General features: G+C 57.9%; 14 protein-coding genes. 7 read left to right on the top strand and 7 right to left on the bottom strand.

Annotated features, from left to right (window positions below; translation table 11 throughout):
• Window positions 1–11: 11 nt before the first annotated feature.
• The 5 genes from QUE41_RS13620 to QUE41_RS13600 form a co-directional block, all read right to left on the bottom strand.
• Window positions 12–1145: an ABC transporter permease gene (locus QUE41_RS13620; RefSeq protein ID WP_353506851.1), complete on the bottom strand. Its 1134-nt coding sequence runs from the start codon at window positions 1143–1145 to the stop codon at window positions 12–14.
• The gene (locus QUE41_RS13615) at window positions 1142–1876 is read right to left on the bottom strand and encodes an ABC transporter ATP-binding protein (protein WP_286339569.1); all 735 of its coding nucleotides are present in this window, start codon (window positions 1874–1876) and stop codon (window positions 1142–1144) included. Before QUE41_RS13615 ends, QUE41_RS13620 begins: the two co-directional genes overlap by 4 nt.
• Window positions 1873–3342, bottom strand: coding sequence for an alpha/beta hydrolase (locus tag QUE41_RS13610; RefSeq protein WP_286339568.1), 1470 nt, complete (start codon window positions 3340–3342; stop codon window positions 1873–1875). The genes QUE41_RS13615 and QUE41_RS13610 overlap by 4 nt, the downstream gene beginning before the upstream one ends.
• A gap of 297 nt (window positions 3343–3639) precedes the next feature.
• Window positions 3640–4167: a response regulator transcription factor gene (locus tag QUE41_RS13605; RefSeq protein ID WP_286339567.1), complete on the bottom strand. Its 528-nt coding sequence runs from the start codon at window positions 4165–4167 to the stop codon at window positions 3640–3642.
• Window positions 4139–5380, bottom strand: coding sequence for an ATP-binding protein (locus tag QUE41_RS13600; protein ID WP_286339566.1), 1242 nt, complete (start codon window positions 5378–5380; stop codon window positions 4139–4141). The genes QUE41_RS13605 and QUE41_RS13600 overlap by 29 nt, the downstream gene beginning before the upstream one ends.
• A gap of 206 nt (window positions 5381–5586) precedes the next feature.
• Here QUE41_RS13600 and QUE41_RS13595 point away from each other — a divergent pair, with 206 nt between their 5' ends.
• The 5 genes from QUE41_RS13595 (at window position 5587) to QUE41_RS13575 (ending at window position 10397) form a co-directional block, all read left to right on the top strand.
• On the top strand, window positions 5587–6069 hold the full coding sequence (locus QUE41_RS13595) for a DM13 domain-containing protein (RefSeq protein ID WP_286339565.1): 483 nt from the start codon (window positions 5587–5589) through the stop codon (window positions 6067–6069).
• 210 nt (window positions 6070–6279) lie between these two features.
• Window positions 6280–6516 (top strand): hypothetical protein, encoded by a 237-nt coding sequence (locus QUE41_RS13590; protein WP_286339564.1) that lies wholly within the window; start codon window positions 6280–6282, stop codon window positions 6514–6516.
• Window positions 6517–6723: 207 nt separating this feature from the next.
• Window positions 6724–7527 (top strand): DUF2189 domain-containing protein, encoded by an 804-nt coding sequence (locus QUE41_RS13585; protein ID WP_286339563.1) that lies wholly within the window; start codon window positions 6724–6726, stop codon window positions 7525–7527.
• Window positions 7528–7691: 164 nt separating this feature from the next.
• The gene (locus QUE41_RS13580; protein ID WP_286339562.1) at window positions 7692–9560 is read left to right on the top strand and encodes a hypothetical protein; all 1869 of its coding nucleotides are present in this window, start codon (window positions 7692–7694) and stop codon (window positions 9558–9560) included.
• A gap of 60 nt (window positions 9561–9620) precedes the next feature.
• Window positions 9621–10397 carry a helix-turn-helix transcriptional regulator gene (locus QUE41_RS13575; RefSeq protein WP_286339561.1) on the top strand — a complete coding sequence of 259 codons (777 nt, stop codon included), beginning with the start codon at window positions 9621–9623 and terminating at the stop codon, window positions 10395–10397.
• A 42-nt stretch (window positions 10398–10439) separates the two neighbouring features.
• Here the strand turns inward: QUE41_RS13575 and lon are convergent, their stop codons facing one another.
• Both lon and QUE41_RS13565 read right to left on the bottom strand, forming a co-directional pair.
• Window positions 10440–12827: an endopeptidase La gene (gene lon / locus QUE41_RS13570; RefSeq protein ID WP_286339560.1), complete on the bottom strand. Its 2388-nt coding sequence runs from the start codon at window positions 12825–12827 to the stop codon at window positions 10440–10442.
• An 83-nt stretch (window positions 12828–12910) separates the two neighbouring features.
• Entirely contained in the window at window positions 12911–13813 is a 903-nt protein-coding gene (locus tag QUE41_RS13565) for a LysR family transcriptional regulator (RefSeq protein ID WP_286339559.1), read from the bottom strand.
• Window positions 13814–13896: 83 nt separating this feature from the next.
• Between QUE41_RS13565 and QUE41_RS13560 the strand changes: the two genes are divergently transcribed.
• Window positions 13897–14229 carry a DoxX family protein gene (locus tag QUE41_RS13560; RefSeq protein WP_286339558.1) on the top strand — a complete coding sequence of 111 codons (333 nt, stop codon included), beginning with the start codon at window positions 13897–13899 and terminating at the stop codon, window positions 14227–14229.
• Window positions 14230–14737: 508 nt separating this feature from the next.
• Window positions 14738–18883 carry a formate dehydrogenase subunit alpha gene (gene fdhF / locus QUE41_RS13555; protein WP_286339557.1) on the top strand — a complete coding sequence of 1382 codons (4146 nt, stop codon included), beginning with the start codon at window positions 14738–14740 and terminating at the stop codon, window positions 18881–18883.
• Window positions 18884–18917: the final 34 nt, after the last annotated feature.

The raw sequence follows: 18917 nt of genomic DNA, 5'->3' as shown, positions 1-18917 counted from the left end.
TTGTCCTTTCCTTAGAGCGCGAACACCACTTTCTCACTCTTCAGTGCTCTGGCATTTGCCCAGATCAGCAACAGGGTTAAGGCCAGGGTGGTCAAGGTGCTGACGGCAAGCTCGGTCGCTGGCAGGGTTTGACCCTTGAGCATCTCGGTGATCGCCAGCTGTTGCCCGGAGATGGGCAGCCACTTCAGCACATCCCCAAAGATCTCGAAGGTAGGCAACATGATCAATGCCATGGGTATGAACAGCATCAGCGTCAGGTAGGACTGAGCCTCCTTAAAGGACTTGGCAAAAAAGGAGAAGAACAGCTGGGTTGTCGCGGCAAACAGGGCGATGGGCAGGCAGATGATGATGATCAAGCCAGCGATGGCCGGGGTGAATTTCAGGCTGAAGCCCAGCTCGTGCCAGGGAACCTGGGCAAACACCAGCACCGACACCACCATGGTCAGCAGCAATCCGAACAAGGCAAAGCCGGTAACGGCCAGCCCTTTAGCCAGCACAATCTCCAGAGTGGAGACAGGCTGACACAACAGCAATGCCAGAGAGTTACGCTCTCGTTCCCCGGCGCTGGTGTCGATGGCCAGGTTCATGCCGGAGATAAACAGCGACAGCATAATAGAGAGCAGCACCGCCCCCATGATCAGGCTGGCTTTGGACTCATTGGTGGCCCTATCGTGAAACACCAGATCTACAGGTTCGATCACCCTGGGATTGATGCCTCTTGCCACCAATCTGAGGGCCGCCATCTCATCGGAGTAGGCGTGGATGACCCGCTTGATTTGACTCAGGGGCTGGCTCAGCTCCTTCCGAGAGGCATCGGCAGTCAGGATCACTTCGGCCGGCTCGCCCCGACTCATCTGTAACCCATAGTCAGGGGAAATAGTCAGGGTGATGGCCAGGGGGTCCTGACTGTCGCCGACAATTCCGACAGCGCCAAGAAACCTCACCAGGTCAGGGGCGGACTCGGTGCCCTCTATGCTGATGGCGATCTCCTCTTTTTCTGAGATGTCACTGATGGTGATCATGAAGATCCCGGCAAACACCAGCGGAGTGGTCAGGGCATAGGACATGGCCGCCATTACTGAGCGGCGGTCGCGAATGCCGTCTTTGAGCTCCTTGATAAGGATGGTGAGAATACGAGAGATCATGCCGCTATCCCCTCATCTGTGCCTATCAGCTGGATAAAGGCCTCCTCCAGTGAGCTTTGGCCTGTAAGCCGACACAACTCCTCTGGACTGCCCTGAGCCACCAGTTTGCCCTTGGCGATGACAATCACCTGGTCGCACAGGGCGGCGACCTCCTGCATCACATGGCTGGAGAAGAGCACGCAGTGGCCCTGGTCGCGCAGATCGCTGAGAGTCTGGCGCAGGATGCGGGTACTCATTACGTCCAGGCCGCGGGAGGGCTCGTCCAGGATGATGTTGTTAGGCCTATGGACTATGGCCTGGGCCAGGGCGGTTTTCATCCTTTGTCCCTGGGAGAAGCCTTTGCAGCGACGGTCGGCGATCTCCTGCATGTGCATCTTGACCAGCACCTCGTCGGTGGCCTGGATGGCTTCCTGTTTGGACATGCCGTTCATGGTGGCGAAGTAGTGGATGTATTCCCGGGGAGTCAGACGCTCATAGAGGCCGAAAGGATCGGGAAACAGCCCCAATTGACGCTTGGTCTCCAGCATCTGACTTTGCACATCCATTCCATTGACCAGTGCCCGGCCTTCGTCCGCCTTAAGCAGGCCAAACAGGGTGCGCAGTGCCGTGGTTTTACCTGCGCCATTGGGGCCCAGCAGGCCGGTGATCTGGCCATCTTCAGCTTTGAAACTGAGTCCATTCAGCGCCTGAACATCGCCGATGCGCTTTTTCAATTCTTGTACTTCAATCATTTCAACCTCGTCACCGGCTCGACGCCGTTGGCATTGAGATAAAAGGCTCTGCGGGTGTCCATCTTCAGGCAGTCTGTTTCCAGGTTTTCTATCGAGCCAGAGTCGATGAAGGCCTGGATGATCCTGGGTGCGCAGCTCTGGAAGGCCACGCCATGGGTGGCGTAAGGCGCAATGAGGTGGAGGCTGTTGCTCAGACCCGCTTGTGCCTTGATGCCCCAGGAGGGGGGAGTGGCGGGGTCTTTTTCACCTGAGAGCAGCAGGGTGGGGATCTCACTGGTCAGGGGCTCACCGAACTCTGTGGCTGCCGCAGGCATCTGCCACAGCGAGCAGGCGGTGGCGAACAGCTTGACCATATTCTTCCCGGTCAGGGAGGCGTCGGACAGGCGCTGGGCCTCATCCGGCGTGAGCCTGGGGTGATCTTCGGCGCAAATCACCGACAGATGCATGCCCAGGGCGATGCCAAACCCATCCTCTTCCGAGGTCATCTGCATTCCCAGCAGGGGTTGGAAGTTGCCTCTCCACGCCTGATCGATGGTAAAGGGAATCAGGGCCCGGCTGGAGGGGGAGTACAGAGCCATGCGAACGGCACTCTGCAGCTTGGCCGGGGTCACCAGAAAGGTGGTGGGCGCAGCGCTGAGGGGATCGATCACCTGCAGTTCAGCCGGAGTGTCCGCCAGTCTGCCCAGGGTGGTCTCCAGTTTTTGCCCGAGGTCACCAAACTGTCGATGGCAGTGTGGGTCCTGGCGGCACTCTTCGAACAGCTGAGCGCTGGCTCTGGCCACCGCATCGCTGATGGTGACCACAGGCTGGTCCATAGGCACCACGCCATCCAGGGTGACGGTCTCAACCGCTTGGGGGTGATGACGCATATAGAGCTGAGCCATACGGGTGCCGTAGGAGATGCCATAAAGGTGCCACTGACTTATTCCCAGGTGCGCTCGTACCTGTTCAAAGTCTTCGAGGGCGGTGAGGCTGTCATAATGGCGTACGTCGGCGTCCATGGTGCTCAGGCACTGGCTGAGCAGCCGCTCATAGTCCAGGGTTTCGTCATTGGCGGACAGGGGACTGCCGAACAGGTGGGCGTCGCAGTTGAGCAGGTTGGAGCGTCCGGTTCCCCGTTGATCTATCAAAATCAGGTCGCGTTTCTGACGGATTCGGCTGAACACCTTCTCAAACAGTGCGGCGTCATTGAGGGCTGACTGCCCCGGGCCTCCGGTGATCGCCAGCAGCGGGGCCATGCCGGGGATCTGCTTGATGGCGGGGATACGGGCAAAATGCACCTCAATCGTGCGGCCTTTCGGCTGGCTGTAATCCTCCGGCAGGGTCAGGCTGCCACACTCTACCTGTTCATTTAGCCCGTCCAGGTAGCAGGGGGCCAGGCTGTCGGCTTGGGCTTGCCCCAATCCGGCAACGAGCGGGACCGCTGCCAGCAACAGTGCTCGGCATCGGGCTAGGGAGAAGATCATTGAAGGTTCCTTGAGAGTCTGCAGTCCAGTCACGGGTGGATGTTGGGGAAAAGTTAAAATAATGAGCCGGGTTGGCTAAGTCAAACCCCTTTGGGTCTGTTAATGTAATGAACTGTTTTATTTAAATAATGTGCTTTAGCCCTCTTGCCGGTCGCAGCAGGTGCGGCAGATTGTCGCACTTGGTGATTCTTGGCTTGAAGGGGCGGGGGGCAGGGGATAACAATGACCCAAGGTGGTGATACGTCAGGTAAAGCATCACCCTCCTGCAACAAGGATATTCTCTGTGTTGGCCGGCCATCAGCGATGGGCCGGCTTTTTTTGTAGCTTACGTTGCAGGGTTCGGCGGTGCATCCCAAGGGCTCGTGCGGTGGCTGAGACGTTGCCATCGTGCGCATTGAGTGCCTGTTGGATATGCTCCCACTCCAGCCGCTCCGGTGACATCACCTCTTCTTCCTCCAGTTCGGTGTCCAAAGGGCACTCTTCGCTGAGGGCTTTGAGCAGGGTGTGGGTATCGGCGGGCTTAGCCAGGTAGTGATCGGCCCCCAGCTTCATGGCTTCGACCGCAGTTGCGATACTGGCAAAGCCGGTGAGCAGCACGATTCTGGCATCAGGCAATGTCTGCCTAAGGGGTTTGAGAAGTTCCAGGCCGCTCTCTGAGGCCAGCTTCATGTCCAGCAGCAGATGGCTGGGGTGCCATTGCCTGGCGCAGAGTAGGGCATCGGTGGCGTTGTGGCAGACCTGAGTGTCAAACCCCTGCTTGGTCATTCGTCTGGAGAGTATGGCCGCAAAAGCCTGATCATCTTCCACTATCAGTAATCGTTTCATTCTCTTGTTCCAGATTCAGAGTCACCCTGGCCAGGGCACCACCTTCAGGGTGATTGGACAGGGTCAGGTGGCCACCGAGCCGTTCGAAGGTGGCATTGGAGAGCATCAGAGCCATGCCCAGGCCGGACTCGCTCTTTTGCAGCCCATCCCCCAGGTGCGCCAGGTTGTGTTCCTCGATTCCGGGGCCGAAGTCCCTGAGTGTCAGGCTCAGGGTATTGCCCATCACCAGGCAGCTCAGTTCGAGGCGGTTTGCCCCTTGAAGTTCGTTTGCCTGCACCGCGTTCTGGACCAGATTGAGCAGCGCCGGAAGCAGCATGGCATCACAGACGATGGCGCCTGGGTGTTCGGTATGACGGTAATCCAGGGTCTGCTCTGGGAAATGAAGCAGTACCGCATCGGTCAGCTCCGACAGCAGCTCATTGACCGTCATCCTCTCTGAACGTCCCTCCCGAATCGCCTGGGCCAGGCTTCGAAAGTACTCCAGGTGTTTGGACGATTGCGCAAGAGGCTGAGCCATCTCCTCGATGACGGGCTCATTGGGGTAGCTCTCCCTGAGTTCATCGAACAGCAGTTGCAGGTGACTCAAAGGGGTGGCCAACTGATGGGTCACCTGGGCGGAGGCGCTGCCCAGGGCCAGAAGTTGTTCCTGCCTCAGCTGCTCTTCGCGCTGCTGAGCCATCAATCTTTCCCTGTCGGCGATCATCTTGGCCATGGCGCCCACCACCAGGGCGATCACCAGGGCGGAGATAAAGAAGTTGGCGCCCATAAAGATGAAGTGCTGCTTCATGTCCATCATGTGCATGGCGTGCTCGGGCATGGTGAGCAGCAGGTAGCTGTATGCCACCATGGCCAGCAGGGTGACCACCCCAAGCAGCTGAATGCTCAGGCTGACCCCGGCAAAGACGATGGGCAACAGCAGCAGTGAGACAAAGGCATTGGTGGCGCCTCCCGTGCTATTGAGTATCAGGGTCAAAAACAGCAGGTCGCTTATCACCTGGCCCAACATGGCCGGTGTACTGATCATCGTTTTATCGCGATAGCGAATCAGGCTGAAGATGTGAAACACGATCATCAGGGTGATGATGGGGATCAGGGCGGGGTAGCCTATCTCGGGATCGATGAAGAACTCTGCGGCAGGCAGGAGTATGGCCAGGGCCGCGAGGGCAAAGGTGCGGAACACCAACAGACGCTGAATGGCCGAGGCGCGTCTCATGTCCCACCAGTGAAACTGAGGATAGTGCATAAGCTATTGGGAACTATCGCAAACTTCTTGATAGGAACACGCTATCATGGTCCAGAAGGAAGGCCAATGGACAACTGGCATTCCTGCACGGGAAATCAGGAAAGAGCAGGATGAAAGTGGGGGTTGATTCTTCCGGTCTTTCTTAGCACACCTTCAGTTATGACAAGGACGCCACCATGCCAGTACGCGCCATTACCCTGACCTTCAGCCACCTGATGGCCCTGTTGATAGGTATTGCCTTGGGCATCTATCTGCTGCCGATTTTGAGTCAGCCCGCGCCGGCACCCGAGAGTGCCCTGGCCGGGCTTCGTACTCAGGCGGAGTATCAGGGAGAGTTTCGCCGGGACCTGGAGGACAGCGATCTGCTTCATTGGGGAGAGGGTACCCTGTATCTGTCCGACAAGGGTATTACCCTGGAGGGGGAACTGGCGCCCGGACCGGCCTACCGACTCTATCTCTCCCCCAGCTTTATCGAGACCGAAGAGGCCTTTCTTAAGAACCGTCACACCATGGTGGACGTGGGGGGGATCTCCGTGTTTCGCAACTTCATGTTAACCCTGCCCGAGGGAGTCGAACTCGACCAGTACACCACCGCCATTGTCTGGTGCGAGTCTTTCGACCAATTTATCAGCGCTGCGCAGTATCGCCCGGGCTCATAGCGCTCGGGTGATGGGGCTCAAGCCAACAGGATGAGCTGTGAGCGGCTTCACAAACAGAGGTTGCTGCTTTTTTGCCGTGGCCAGACCCAATGAATTCCCTCATCTGGTACAATGCCAACATGATTGAAGTTATAAACTTTTCTTTATAATCATGATGTTATCTCGTTGTAAAGGGCGTGGGGCATCCATGTTTTTGATAGGAAAAAGAAGATGAGTCTGGTCTCCACTCTCACTGCCAACGACCTGTTCGGTTTTGCACTGGTGATGCTGGTGCTGACCTACTTGCTGGCACGAAAGAAGGTGTCATCACCGGCGGCATGCTCCGTCCTGGGGTTTTTCAGCGCTTTTATCCCGCCTCTGGCCATAGTGTTTCTGGTTTTTCTCACCCTGAAAACTGAGTTGCCGGAGTACCGCTCTGATCGTCCCGATCTGCACCGGGAGGGCTAGCAGCAGCCCTTTATGTCTGAGGGTGGGCGTTGCCACCCGGTAGTATCTGACCTCTCTCAATCCTGAGATCTGCGTATAACCTTTTCTGTAGCGACTATGCTGACAGTAGGGAGTACACCACGCACGGCCCTGCTCTGTATTGGAGCACAACCGAAACCGGTGTACTTACGTTAGGTCGACCGGGCCTCAAGGCCCACAGGAGACGTTATGCCTCAGACAGTACCCGTCCCTAAGCAGGGACAGAAATCCCCCACCCGCACCCCAGCCTTTGCTCGGGTGATTCCCCATGCCACCCTCAACTATCGCGACCCCTTCCACTGGATGCATTTGGGAGTGAGGGATTTCATTGCCGCCCCTATGGTCAGCCTGTTTTATGGCTTCTGTTTTACCATCGCCTCCATGGCTATTTGGGCTGCGGTCTTCATTCACGGCACCCATCTGGTGATTCTGCCAGCTCTGGTGGTCTTTATGCTGATTGGTCCCTTCCTGGCGACCGGCCTCTATGACGTCAGTTGGCAGCTGGAGCGGGGGAAAAAGCCCAATCTGTTTCACTCGGCCCGGGCCATACGGCGCAACGGCGTATCAGAGTGGGGCTTTGCCATCTTGCTGGCGGTGATGATGATCTTCTGGATGAGGGTGGCCGCGATGATCCATGCGCTCTATCCCATCAACCAGAATGCCCACTTCGAGCAGTTTCTGCCCTTTTTGAGCCTGGGAACCCTGTTCGGCATGTTGTTTACCGTGAGTGTGTTCGCCATTTCTGCCTTCTCCATACCTGTGATGATGGAGCGCCGAGTGGACATCATGACGGCGATCAGCACCAGCATCAGTGCCGTGTATCACAACGCCGGCGTCATGACGGTGTGGGCATTGATCATCTCAGCCTGTGTTGTCGTCGGCTTTGCCACTGCCGGCATCGGCATGCTGGTGATCATGCCGGTCCTGGGTTATGCCACCTGGCATGGCTACATCCGCACCATCAAGACCAAGCGGCCCCGCCGCTTCGAGTAAACTCTCCGGCCCCCGCCGTGGTGCGGGGGCTGTTACTTTCCCACTTTTTTGACCTGCCTGCGGGCGTGAATCACAGCTTGTTTTCCTCCTGTGATTTTTCCCAGTGAACGACCCCACTTCGGATTTTTATCCTTGCCCTGCATATTCGATGCAAGGATAAGATGATGATGAAAAAACAAATTTTAATGATGTCTGCGATAGCGCTCAGCCTGGTTTTGGCTGGCTGCGGCAGCGACAGCGATGATGTAACCCAGCCCGAACCCCCAACGCCGCCCACCGCGCCCGAGGTGATTAAGCCCGACTATGTCTTTGGTGGTCCGACCGAGCAGCTTGATGGCACCATCCAGATTGCCATCGTGAAGTCTCTGGTGCCTGTAGAGGGCGATGCTAAGGGGGAGACTGCTCATGCTAAAGCGGCGGATTCCGGCCCACAAGCAACCAAGGTGATCCCTGTCGATGGTTTGGTTGAGACTAAGATGGCTCAACAAGCGGCGGACATGGGGATGAAGATTGAGTATCTGTTACCGCCGACCGCCATCAACATGTCCGGAATCAAGATTGATACCCTGCGTCCTGATCTGTTCCCTGAGGGGCGTGGCTCGGTGCTCGACCTGCTGATGTGGGTCAGTGACAAGTACGGCATCGACGTTCAGATAGAGAAAGATGAGGCACTCAAGACCTACTTCGTCACCTCCATTGGCGGCATTGAAGGTGCGCCAGAGCGTGTTGATCAATCCCGTCTCGGTGCCACCGAAGGCCAGGGCTGGAAGTACTTGGTAGGGCCCAGCACCTGGGAAGCCAAGGTGGGCGATGGCGACTTTAATGGGGATCACCTCTATTACAAAGAGGAGGAGATGTACTTCCGCATCGATCACATGGCCCTGAAGAACCAGATGAGCATCGTACTGATGCCGGCTCAGCCGGGTGAGATGGAGGTGCGCAAGCGCAAGTACCAGAAGGAGTTGGACCGGCTGGCGGCCAACGGTGGCAAGGTGATCGTGCCTGAGATTGTCATCGACTTTAAACCCCCATACTACGACATGAACGGCGAATTGGTGCAGCCGGGTCAGCGGGCAGTGTTCAAGGACATTGAAGTGAAGCCCCATAACCTGCGCCTGGATCTCTATCAGCCCGGAACCATCACCGAGCTGGATGCCTGGCTCTCCCTGGTGGAGCAGCGCCCGGACCTTAAGATCAACTGGAGTTACTGGCCGCGCTTGAGCACCAACGCCAATGTACAGGGCTATGTGGCCACCTCCATCAGCTTCAACGGTAAGGATGATCTCGGCAACATCATCAACCAGACCTATAAGAACAACGGCGAGTGTGGTTTTGTGCACCATACAGGTGAGTGGGAAAACTACGCTGATGGTGGCCGTCAACATGGTCTGTATGAGTTCGTGATGTGCAAAGGCCGTATGGATATGCCATCAGACTGGAACCGGGATGCGTGCGTCAGTTCGGTGCCGGGCATCAAGGGGTTCCGTCCCCGCAACTATGGAGCAGGGGAGCTGTATGAGAATGATGGTCCCACCGGCTACATGAGCTTTGGTCTGCCCTTTGGCGCTAACGACCCTCACCTGACTGGTGACAACATGATCATCTATGGTCCGGAGTACATCAACTACCTGGGGGTGGCCTTCGGAGCCCTGAACACCAACAATGGTGTGCCCTCTGGCTGTGACGTGGATTCTCCCGAGATCGACATCGCCAACCTCAAGGACATCGCCCAGGCCCGGGCGCCGCTGGATGAGAGTCACTTTGGCTGGAAACTGCCGGATTGCACCACCTGCCACAATCCCTCCAACAGTCATGTGGTTGAGGCGATGGCCCCTTATGAGTGTGCCGAGTGTCACGGTAACAATGGGGCGCCCAATAACCACGGCGAGCGTTATACCTGTGGCTTCTGCCACTCCCAAACTCTCGCCAAACACGGTAACGTGTATGCCAACAAGACCGACTACTACAGCAAGGACTCTAAGTTTAAGGAGCCGGAGAGCTGTCTGACCTGCCACGTGGATGCGCAGAAGTGATCTAATCAGGCATGACAACAGATGGGGGAGTTCAGGCTCCCCCAGCATGGGGAGAAGATGATGGCCGCACCCTTAACCGGATTGGTAAACCAGCAGCTAATAGATGATTTTTCCAGTCGCCTGGCGGAGTTTGGACTGGGCAGATTCTACTACACCCTGCTACCCAACCTGTTTCAGAAAGAGAAAACTCTGATGGACTGTGACCGCTCCCTGGACTGGAAGCGGTTTTTTAATTTGAAGCGGATGAGGTACGCCGTTGCTTCCGATGAGGACATCCTCCGCTATCGGGAGGAGTATCTGCAACGCTTCGCCCATACCGACGGCAATTTTCGCCAAGGCGGTTTTAAGCCTCAATGGGAGCTGTTGCCCTGTGTCTGGCATGACGATGGCATTCCATCAAGACGCCTGGCTGGTTTTCGTAAGCTCAAGCAGCGCCACGGCTTTGAAACCCGGTTGGTGTTCTACCATGTGATGCCGGGGCGAGAGGACATCGTCGGACTGTGTATGCTGTTCTCTGATAAGCCTGCCGACGAGTTGGAGACGATGTTGGCCTCGAGTCGACAGGAGCTGGCGGAGCTGATTCAGGCCTACTCTGAGACCTTCAATGCCCTGACGTTTCGCAGCATCAATCCTCTGGCCAACTTTGGGGTATTGTCCCCCACCTGCATCCAGATCCTGGCCCAGGTTGCGGAAGGTTTTTCCAGCGAGGAGATCGGCCAGCAACTGTTTATGACCGAGCGGGGCGTCAACTACCATCTGGACAGGGCCAGGCAGATTCTGGCGGCGCGCAACCGCACCAACCTGGTGAGTAAGGCGTATCAGCAAGGGGTGTTGTAAAAAAGGGAGCCAATTGGCTCCCTTTCTTTACGATCCCTGGCGTCAGTCGAAGGCCAGCTTGGCCACTTCATCGAAGTGGCGGACGAAGTGGACGGTGAGTCCGTCGCGCACATGCTCAGGCAACTCATCGAAGTCGCCCCGGCACTCTTCAGGCAGAATTGCCTCGGTGATCCCTTGGCGCTTGGCGGCGATCAGCTTCTCGCGGATGCCGCCAACCGGCAGCACGTAGCCGTTCAAGGTGATCTCTCCGGTCATGGCCAGTTTGGGTTTAGGTGCTTTACCCAGGGCCAATGAAAGCAGGGCGGTGGAGATGGTGATGCCGGCACTGGGACCATCTTTGGGGGTGGCCCCCTCCGGCACATGCAGATGCACGAAGCGCTTGTCGAAATAGCTCTCCTCGCCACCATAGTTGCCCAGATGGCTGCTGATGAAGCTGAAGGCGATCTCGGCGGATTCCTTCATCACATCCCCCAGATGACCGGTTACCTTAAGGCCGCGACTCTGTTCATGGATGCTGTTGGCTTCCACTGGCAGGGTGGCGCCGCCCATGGAGGTCCAGGCCAGACCGGTGACTATGCCCACCCCTGTCAGGGTTTGCTCCTCACGGAATCTGGCCGGGCCCAGCAGGGTGGGAATTGCTTTCAGCCCCAGAGAGATGTTCTTGGTGGGATCGTCCAGCAGCTCCACCACAGATTTTCGCACCAGCTTGGCCAGAGATTTATCCAGGCTGCGCACTCCCGCTTCCCGGCAGTAATCGTTGATCACCTTCTTCAGGGCGGGTTCGGTGATCTTCAATTGGCTGCGCTTGATCCCCGCTCGCTCCAACTGACGAGGCCACAGGTGGTGCTTGGCGATGGCCAGCTTTTCTTCCGCCAGATAACCGGAGAGGTGAATCACGTCCATCCGGTCCAGCAATGGGGAGGGAATGGAGTCCAGGGTGTTGGCGGTGCAGATAAACAGCACCTTGGACAGATCCAGGCGCAGATCCAGGTAGTGATCCAGGAAGTTGACGTTCTGCTCCGGATCCAGGGTTTCCAGCAGGGCCGAGGCGGGGTCGCCCTGGTAGCTGGCGCCCATCTTGTCAATTTCATCCAGCATGATCACCGGGTTCATCACCTCCGCTTCCTTCAGTGCTTGAACCAGCTTGCCGGGCATGGCACCGATGTAGGTGCGTCTGTGCCCCTTAATCTCCGCTTCGTCGCGCATGCCGCCAACACTGAAGCGGTAGAAAGGACGGCTCAGGCATTCGGCAATGGAGCGACCGATGGAGGTTTTGCCTACGCCTGGTGGGCCCACCAGCAGGATGATGGAGCCGCTGATCTCTCCTTTGAAGGCGCCCAGGGCCAGGAACTCCAGAATGCGATCCTTGACGTCATCCAGTCCGTCATGGTGCTTGTTGAGCACCTTTCTGGCCTGGGCCAGATCCAGTTTGTCTGTTCCTGTGATGCCCCAGGGCATCTGGGTGATCCAGTCCAGGTAGTTGCGGGTGACACCATATTCAGGGGAGCCAGCCTCCAGCACGGAGAACTTCTGCATCTCCTCCTTGAGCTTTTTCTCTACCGCCTCTGGCAGGGTTTTGCCCTTGAGGCGTGACTGGAACTCCTCCAGATCCGCGGTCTTGTCGTCCTTGGCGACCCCGAGTTCACGCTGAATGATCTTGAGCTGCTCTCTCAGGAAGAATTCGCGCTCATGTTTGCTTATCTTGCGGTTGACCTCTTCGGCGATCTCCGAATGCAGGCGGGAGGCGTCCAGTTCCTTTTTCAGCAGCGCCAGGGTCTTCTGCATTCGCGGCAGAAGCTCAACGTTGTCGAGCACCTCCTGCAACAGGGGGGCCGGCGCAGTGGTGATGGCGGCACCGAAGTCGGTGAGGGGCGAAGGCTCATTGGGGCCGAAACGGTTGAGATAGTCTTTGAGCTCCTCGGAGAGCAGGGGGTTGATGGGGAGCATCTCTTTGATGGCGCTGATCAGCGCCATGGCATAGGCCTTGATCTCCTTGGTTTCACCCACGGGCTCACCCGGGTAACTGACGTTGGCCAGGTAGGGGTGCTCCTTGCGGACCCAGCTTTCTATCTGCACCCGCTCTATCCCTTCGGCAATAAACTGGATGTCGCCGTCGTCGCTCTCTTTGACCTGATGCACGCGCACCATGCAGCCAGTCTTGGGCAACACTTCCGGGTTGAAGGCCTGGTCACGGTCAAACTCTTCGCTGTAGAACAGCGCCAGCATCTGGTGGTCGGTCTGGCTCACCTGCTTGAGGGTCTCGCTCCAGTCGCCCTGCTTGATCAGTACCGGCATTACCTGGGCCGGAAAGAAGGGGCGATTCTGGATGGGCATAATCAACAGCTGCTTGGGACGCTGCTCGTCCGGGACGATCAGCTCTGTGGTGCTGTGTTCTTCTTCGTTAATGAGATCAATCTCTTCGTGCTGCATAAACCCTTTCCAGCCAGAAATACTCTATCCACTGAAGATGGGGGTGGAATCGGAAAATGCAACCAGAGAAGGGCAAAATCTCTTTATCTTTGGCGATTGGGCCCTTGCAGGAAAGGGGCAAACAGGATCTCCCGAACCCAGCGGTGGCCGGCATCCACTTTTGCCCGCTGGTGCCAGTGGGCGGTGATGGTGATGGCATCCATCTTCAGGGGGCAAGGGCGGGTGGCCAGACCCAGGGCCTCCGATGCTCTTTGTGCCAGGGATTCTGGTAACAGGGCAATGAGGTCGCTGCCCGGGAGCAGGGGAAGCTGCATCTGCAACGAGCCTGTGGTCGCCGCCACCCGGCACTCTTGCAGTAGTTCGGTTACGGCCGGCTGGCTGAGATTCAGTTGTTGGTGGAGCACCAGGGGATGCTGAAGCAGTACGTCAGGGGGCCAGCGGGTCAGGGCGGGGTGTGCTGAGTCCAGCACACAGACCACGGCGTCGCTCTGCAGTCGCTTCTGCACGAACCTGGGCTTGGCGCCAAGGCCGGCACCAATGATCAGGTCCAGCTCTCCGTTGTCCAGGGCTTGATTGCTGTGGCTGTCCAGCAGAGAGAGCTCCAACGTGATGGCCGGGTGTTGAGCCCTGAGCGCTCTGATGCCCTGCGCAAGGGGGCCCTCCACCATAAAATCGTGGGTGGCGATACGATATCGGTGTATCAGTTTTCGCGGGTCGCCCTCCGGCGGAGAGAGCAGGGTGTTGAGCTGCTCCAGCAACAACTCCAACGGCTGTTGCAGTGCCAGGGCCCTTGGGGTGGGTTCCAGGCCGGCACCGGAGCGGACAAAGAGTGGGTCGTCGAGGCTTTGGCGCAGTCTGGCTAGAGTGTGACTCATTGCCGACTGACTCAGTTGCATTCTCTGGGCTGCGCGACTGACGCTGCGTTCCTGCAGCAGGACCTTCAGGGCTTTGAGCAGGTTGAGATCGATACTATTAATATCCTGCATGATGACTATTGTTGTCGTCCTATTTTGTTCATGATTATGGCCTACTACTCTGTCCGCTTCTACTTTTCTGCGGGAGTCCGTATATGGTGTGGGTAAAGAGTCTTCTTACTCTGTTTTTTCTGTTGGCCGGTTCCATAAAACTGACCGGTTGGCTCAGGCCGGTGTTTTCGGTGCAACTGGATTATTTTCGAAGCTATGGGCTTGGCCGTCGGTTTATGGCGCTGGTGGGCCTGGCGGAGATGCTGGGGGCAGCACTTTTGTGGCTGACCCCGGGGCTGGGCGCACTGCTGCTGGCCTCAATCTCCCTGGGAGCTATCGCCTGCCATTTGAGGTTTGATACCTGGAAAGAGGGGGTTCCTGCCATGGTCACCCTGACTCTGTCGTTGCTGCTCTGTTACCACACCCTGCCTCTCTGACTCGCTTAAGGGCGGAATAGTTGCTCTTCTGTTTCGCTTGACTGGCTTGACTAAACTTAGGAGGAGTCGGCTGATTGTCTGTTTTTGACAAAAACTGAGTTAGGCAAAAGCCACTGTTTCAAAGTGAGTTTGACGGATAGCCTTTGTCTACTCACGGGTCTGGATTGGTGATGGGCAACACTTTTACCCCTTGTGTTGCCTGCTTAGCTGTGATGGTCATCTTTTCGTCGGTCAAAGAGGTGATTACCCTAAAATCTTTGGGGGTTTAGCGAAAATCTTTGTTCTCTGAGCCCCCGGGATTCCTGAATCCAAGTCATGAAGGTCAGATTGGTCTTACCTCTTGCAGTCTTTATGACTGAGATCACGGATGTACTCAGGTTTTCTTCAAACCGGGCTGGGGGGTTGATAGCCTGATCGATCAGGAATGGGGTTCAGCTGACCCTTTCCGGACAATTACCTCTGAAGTAGTAGGCCGGTGCGGCTGACGCCGGCCAGAGAAGAGCAAAAAATGATAAAGATCTCCATAAACAATCAAGAAGTTGAAGTTGAGGAGTCCGCCAATTTGCTGGAGGCCTGTCGGGCCGCTGGCTTTGAGGTGCCCTCCCTGTGCGGTGGCCCCAACGGTGAGGGCCAGGAGGCGTGTGGTCTCTGCGCAGTCGAAATCGACGGCGAAGTGACCCTGAGCTGCCGCTATCCGGTCACCAAGGAGATCCAGGTTCAGACCCAGAGCGAGGCGCTTACCGAGACCCGCCGGGCTGCCCTCAAAAGGATTCTGTCTGACCATACCGCCGACTGTGAGGCACCCTGTAAGGTGGCCTGTCCCGCCGATGTGGACATCCAGGGCTATCTCTACGACATCGCCCAGGGTGATCACACCAAGGCGGTCAACACCATTAAAGACACCCTGCCGATGCCGCTCTCCATCGGCCGGGTCTGTCCTGCATTTTGTGAAACTGCCTGTCGTCGCACCTTGGTGGATGAGCCTCTGGCGATCCGTCAGCTCAAGCGTCATGCCGCCGATCTGGACCTGAATGACCAGCAGCATCTGGCGCCCATCGCCCCCAAGAAGGGCAAGAAGGTGGCCATCATCGGTGGTGGCCCGGCAGGTCTGTCCGCAGGTTACTTCCTCAGTCACAACGGCTATGACGCCGTGGTCTTCGAAGCCATGCCCAAAGCGGGCGGCTGGCTGCGCTACGGCATTCCTGAATATCGCCTGCCCAAGGCGACCCTGGATAAAGAGATTGAATTGATGTGCCGTGCAGGCATGGAGATTCGCCTCAACCAGGCCATGGGCCGCGACTTTACCCTGGATCAGCTGAGCCAGGAGTATGATGCGGTCTGTCTGGCCATCGGCGCCCAGAAAGCGGTTGCCATGGATTACACCGGCTCCGATCAGAAGGGCTGCATGCTGGGTGTGGACTACCTGAAGGAGTTCACCCTGGGCAAAGAGGTGTCTGTGGGCAAGAAGGTCGCGGTGATCGGCGGCGGTAACACTGCCATCGACTGTGCCCGTACCGCCCTGCGTCAAGGGGCCGAGGTCAGCATCATCTACCGTCGCACCAAGGCGGACATGCCTGCGGAAGATTACGAAATTCACGAAGCCGAGGTGGAAGGGATCAACTTTGAGTTCCTCTCCCTGCCGGTAGAGAACCTGGCCGATGAAAATGGCCGCGTCTGCAAGGTGAAGGTGGAAACCCTGAAACTGGGTGAGCCGGATGCCTCTGGTCGTCGTCGCCCCGAGTCCACCGGTGAGTTCCGCTGGATGGAGTTTGACACCGTGATTGCGGCGGTGTCCCAGAAGCCGGATGCCGAGTTGCTGGCGTCCGAAGCCAGTCAGCTTAAAGGGGAGGCGCTGCCGCTGACCCGCTGGACCACCGCCGATGCGGATCCCACCACTATGCACACCGGCATGGCCAACCTGTTTGCCATCGGCGATTTCCGTCTCGGTCCGGCGACCGCGGTCGAAGCGATTGGCGACGGTAAGAAGGCCGCGGTGGCCATCGATGCCTTCCTGCAGCAGGGGCTTGTGGTTCCGCCTAAGGCCCAGTTCAACGCCCGCAAGGCCAAGAGCCTGAAAGAGGTGGAAGCCCGCTTCCTGGACCACTGGCCGAAAGAGGGCCGTCTGGCCATGCCAGAAATTCCGCCCATGGAGCGTCGTGACAGCTTCGACGAGGTGGAGCTCGGCTTCGACGTGGACAAGGCGATTGCCGAGGCCGCCCGTTGCCTGGAGTGTGGTTGTCAGGTCAACACCAACTGTGGTCTGCGCGATTACGCCACCGAATATCGCATCAGTGACGATGATCTGGATTATTCCAAGGCTCAGCAGAAGCGCATCGACTCCAGTGCGCCCTTCATCAATTTCGACCCCAACCGCTGCATCAGTTGTGGTCAGTGTGTGGTGGCCTGTAACGAGCGCGGTGTCCACGGTGTGCTGGGCTTCGACAGGGAAGCACCTCATCAGCGTGTCTGCTTCGACAACGGTGAGTTGATGGCCAACTCCAACTGCAGTCAATGTGGTGCCTGTGTTCAGGCCTGTCCCGTAGGCGCGCTGACTGACGCCAGAGATCGCAGCCAGGGCCGTACCAAAGAGCTGAAGGCCGTCGACACCATCTGCACCTACTGTGGTGTGGGTTGTGGCGTGCGTCTGCACGTGGACGAGCAGGAGAATAAGATCGTTAAGGTCACCGGCGTGGAAGGCTCTCCGGTGAACGAGGGGATGCTCTGTGTGAAGGGCCGCTTCGGCTTCGACTTCATCGGCTCTCAGGAGCGACTGACTCAGCCACTGATCCGCAAAGACGGTGAGCTGGTGCCTACCACCTGGAGCAACGCCATCGGCTTTATTGCGGCCAAGATTGAGAACATCATCAAGGCCAAGGGTGGTGATGCCATGGCCGGTTTTGCGTCTGCCAAGGCCACCAATGAAGATAACTTCCTGTTCCAGAAGCTGTTCCGCAGTGTTATTGGTACCAACAACATCGACCACTGTGCCCGCCTGTGTCACTCCACCACGGTGAGTGGCTTGCGAGCGGCGGTGGGCAGTGGTGCCATGACCAATGACATCCCCTCGATCAAGAAGTCTGATCTGATCTTTGTCATCGGTTCCGACACCACTGCGGCCCACCCGGTGATCGCCTCCCACATCAAGCAGGCGGTGCGTCACCACGGTGCCAGACTCATGGTGGCGGATCCCAAACGCATCGGGCTGGCGGACAGTGCTCAACTGTATGCCTGTCATCGCCCAGGCACCGACGTGATGCTGCTCAACGGCATCGCCCGAGAGATTCTGGTCAACGGCTGGCAGGATGACGGCTATGTTGCCCGTCGTACCGAAGGCTTTGAGGCCTTTAAGGCCGAAGTGATGAAGCCGGACTACGAACCGGAGCGCGTCGCCGCGGTCACCGGGGTGCCTGCCGATCAGGTTCGGGAGATGGCTCGCCTTATCGGCACCGCCGAGAAGACCGCGGTCTACTACGCCATGGGCATTACCCAGCACACCACAGGCCATGACAACGTTCGTGCCATCGCCAACCTGCAGCTGCTGTGCGGCAACATCGGTGTGGAAGGGGCGGGCATCAACCCGCTGCGTGGCCAGTCCAATGTACAGGGCGCCTGTGACATGGGGGCTCTGCCCAACTATCTGCCGGGTTACCAGAACCCGGAAGATCCGCTGATTCGCGAGAAGTTCGAAGCGCTGTGGCACACCGACCTGTCCGGCACCAGTGGCCTGACCGTCACCGAGGTGATGGACGCCATCCTGGATGATCGTGTGGACGGCCTCTACGTGATGGGGGAAAACCCGGTCCTGTCTGATCCGGACCAGAAGCATGTGATCAAGGCCCTCGAGGCGCTGGATCTGCTGGTGGTGCAGGACATCTTTATGACCGAGACCGCCCGCATGGCCGACGTGGTCCTGCCCGCCTTCGCCTTTGCGGAGAAGACCGGCCACTTCACCAACACCGAGCGTCGCGTCCAGCGCCTGAACCCAGCGGTGAAGGCACCGGGAGAGGCGCGTAATGACTGGCAGATCCTGCAGCTGCTGGCTCAGGCCCTGGGCGCCAACTGGCGCTACAAGGATGAGCGTGCCATCTGCAATGAGATCAATCTGGCGGTGCCTCAGTACGCCGGCATCCGCTGGGATCGGGTCGGCATAGCTGGCATGCAGTGGCCTTGTGTGGATGACAGGTGTGACGGCATGCCGGTGATGCACGTGGACACCTTTGCCATCGGTGAGCGCGCCTTTATGGAACCCATCCCCTTCAAGTACGCCGCCGAGCTGCCGGATGAGGAATACCCTCTGGTGCTGACCACAGGCCGATTGCTGGAGCAGTTCCATACCGGGACCATGACCCGTAAGACCCAGGGTTTGAATGATCTGGCCGGTCCTACGGCGATGATCTCGGTGCCGGATGCTGAGCGCCTGGGCATCGGCAATGGTGATCCCATCCGACTGACCACCCGCCGTGGTGAGATTGAGCTCAATGCCTTTGTCACCAAGCGGATTCAGCCAGGGGTGGTATTTACCGCCTTCCACTTCGAGGAGGCGCCGGCCAACAGGCTGACCAACCCAGCCCTGGATCCCCATGCTAAGATCCCTGAGTTCAAGGTGTGTGCAGTACGCCTGGAGAAGCGGGAAGCGGCAGAAGTGGTCGCCTAAGCGACCTGGTTGATGTATAAAAGCCCGCAGAGTG

Source organism: Ferrimonas sp. YFM (assembly GCF_030296015.1).
In the GTDB taxonomy this organism is placed as follows: Bacteria; Pseudomonadota; Gammaproteobacteria; order Enterobacterales; family Shewanellaceae; genus Ferrimonas.
The sequence above is the reverse complement of the archived record's forward strand: the minus strand, read 5'-3'. Positions and strand labels throughout refer to the sequence as shown.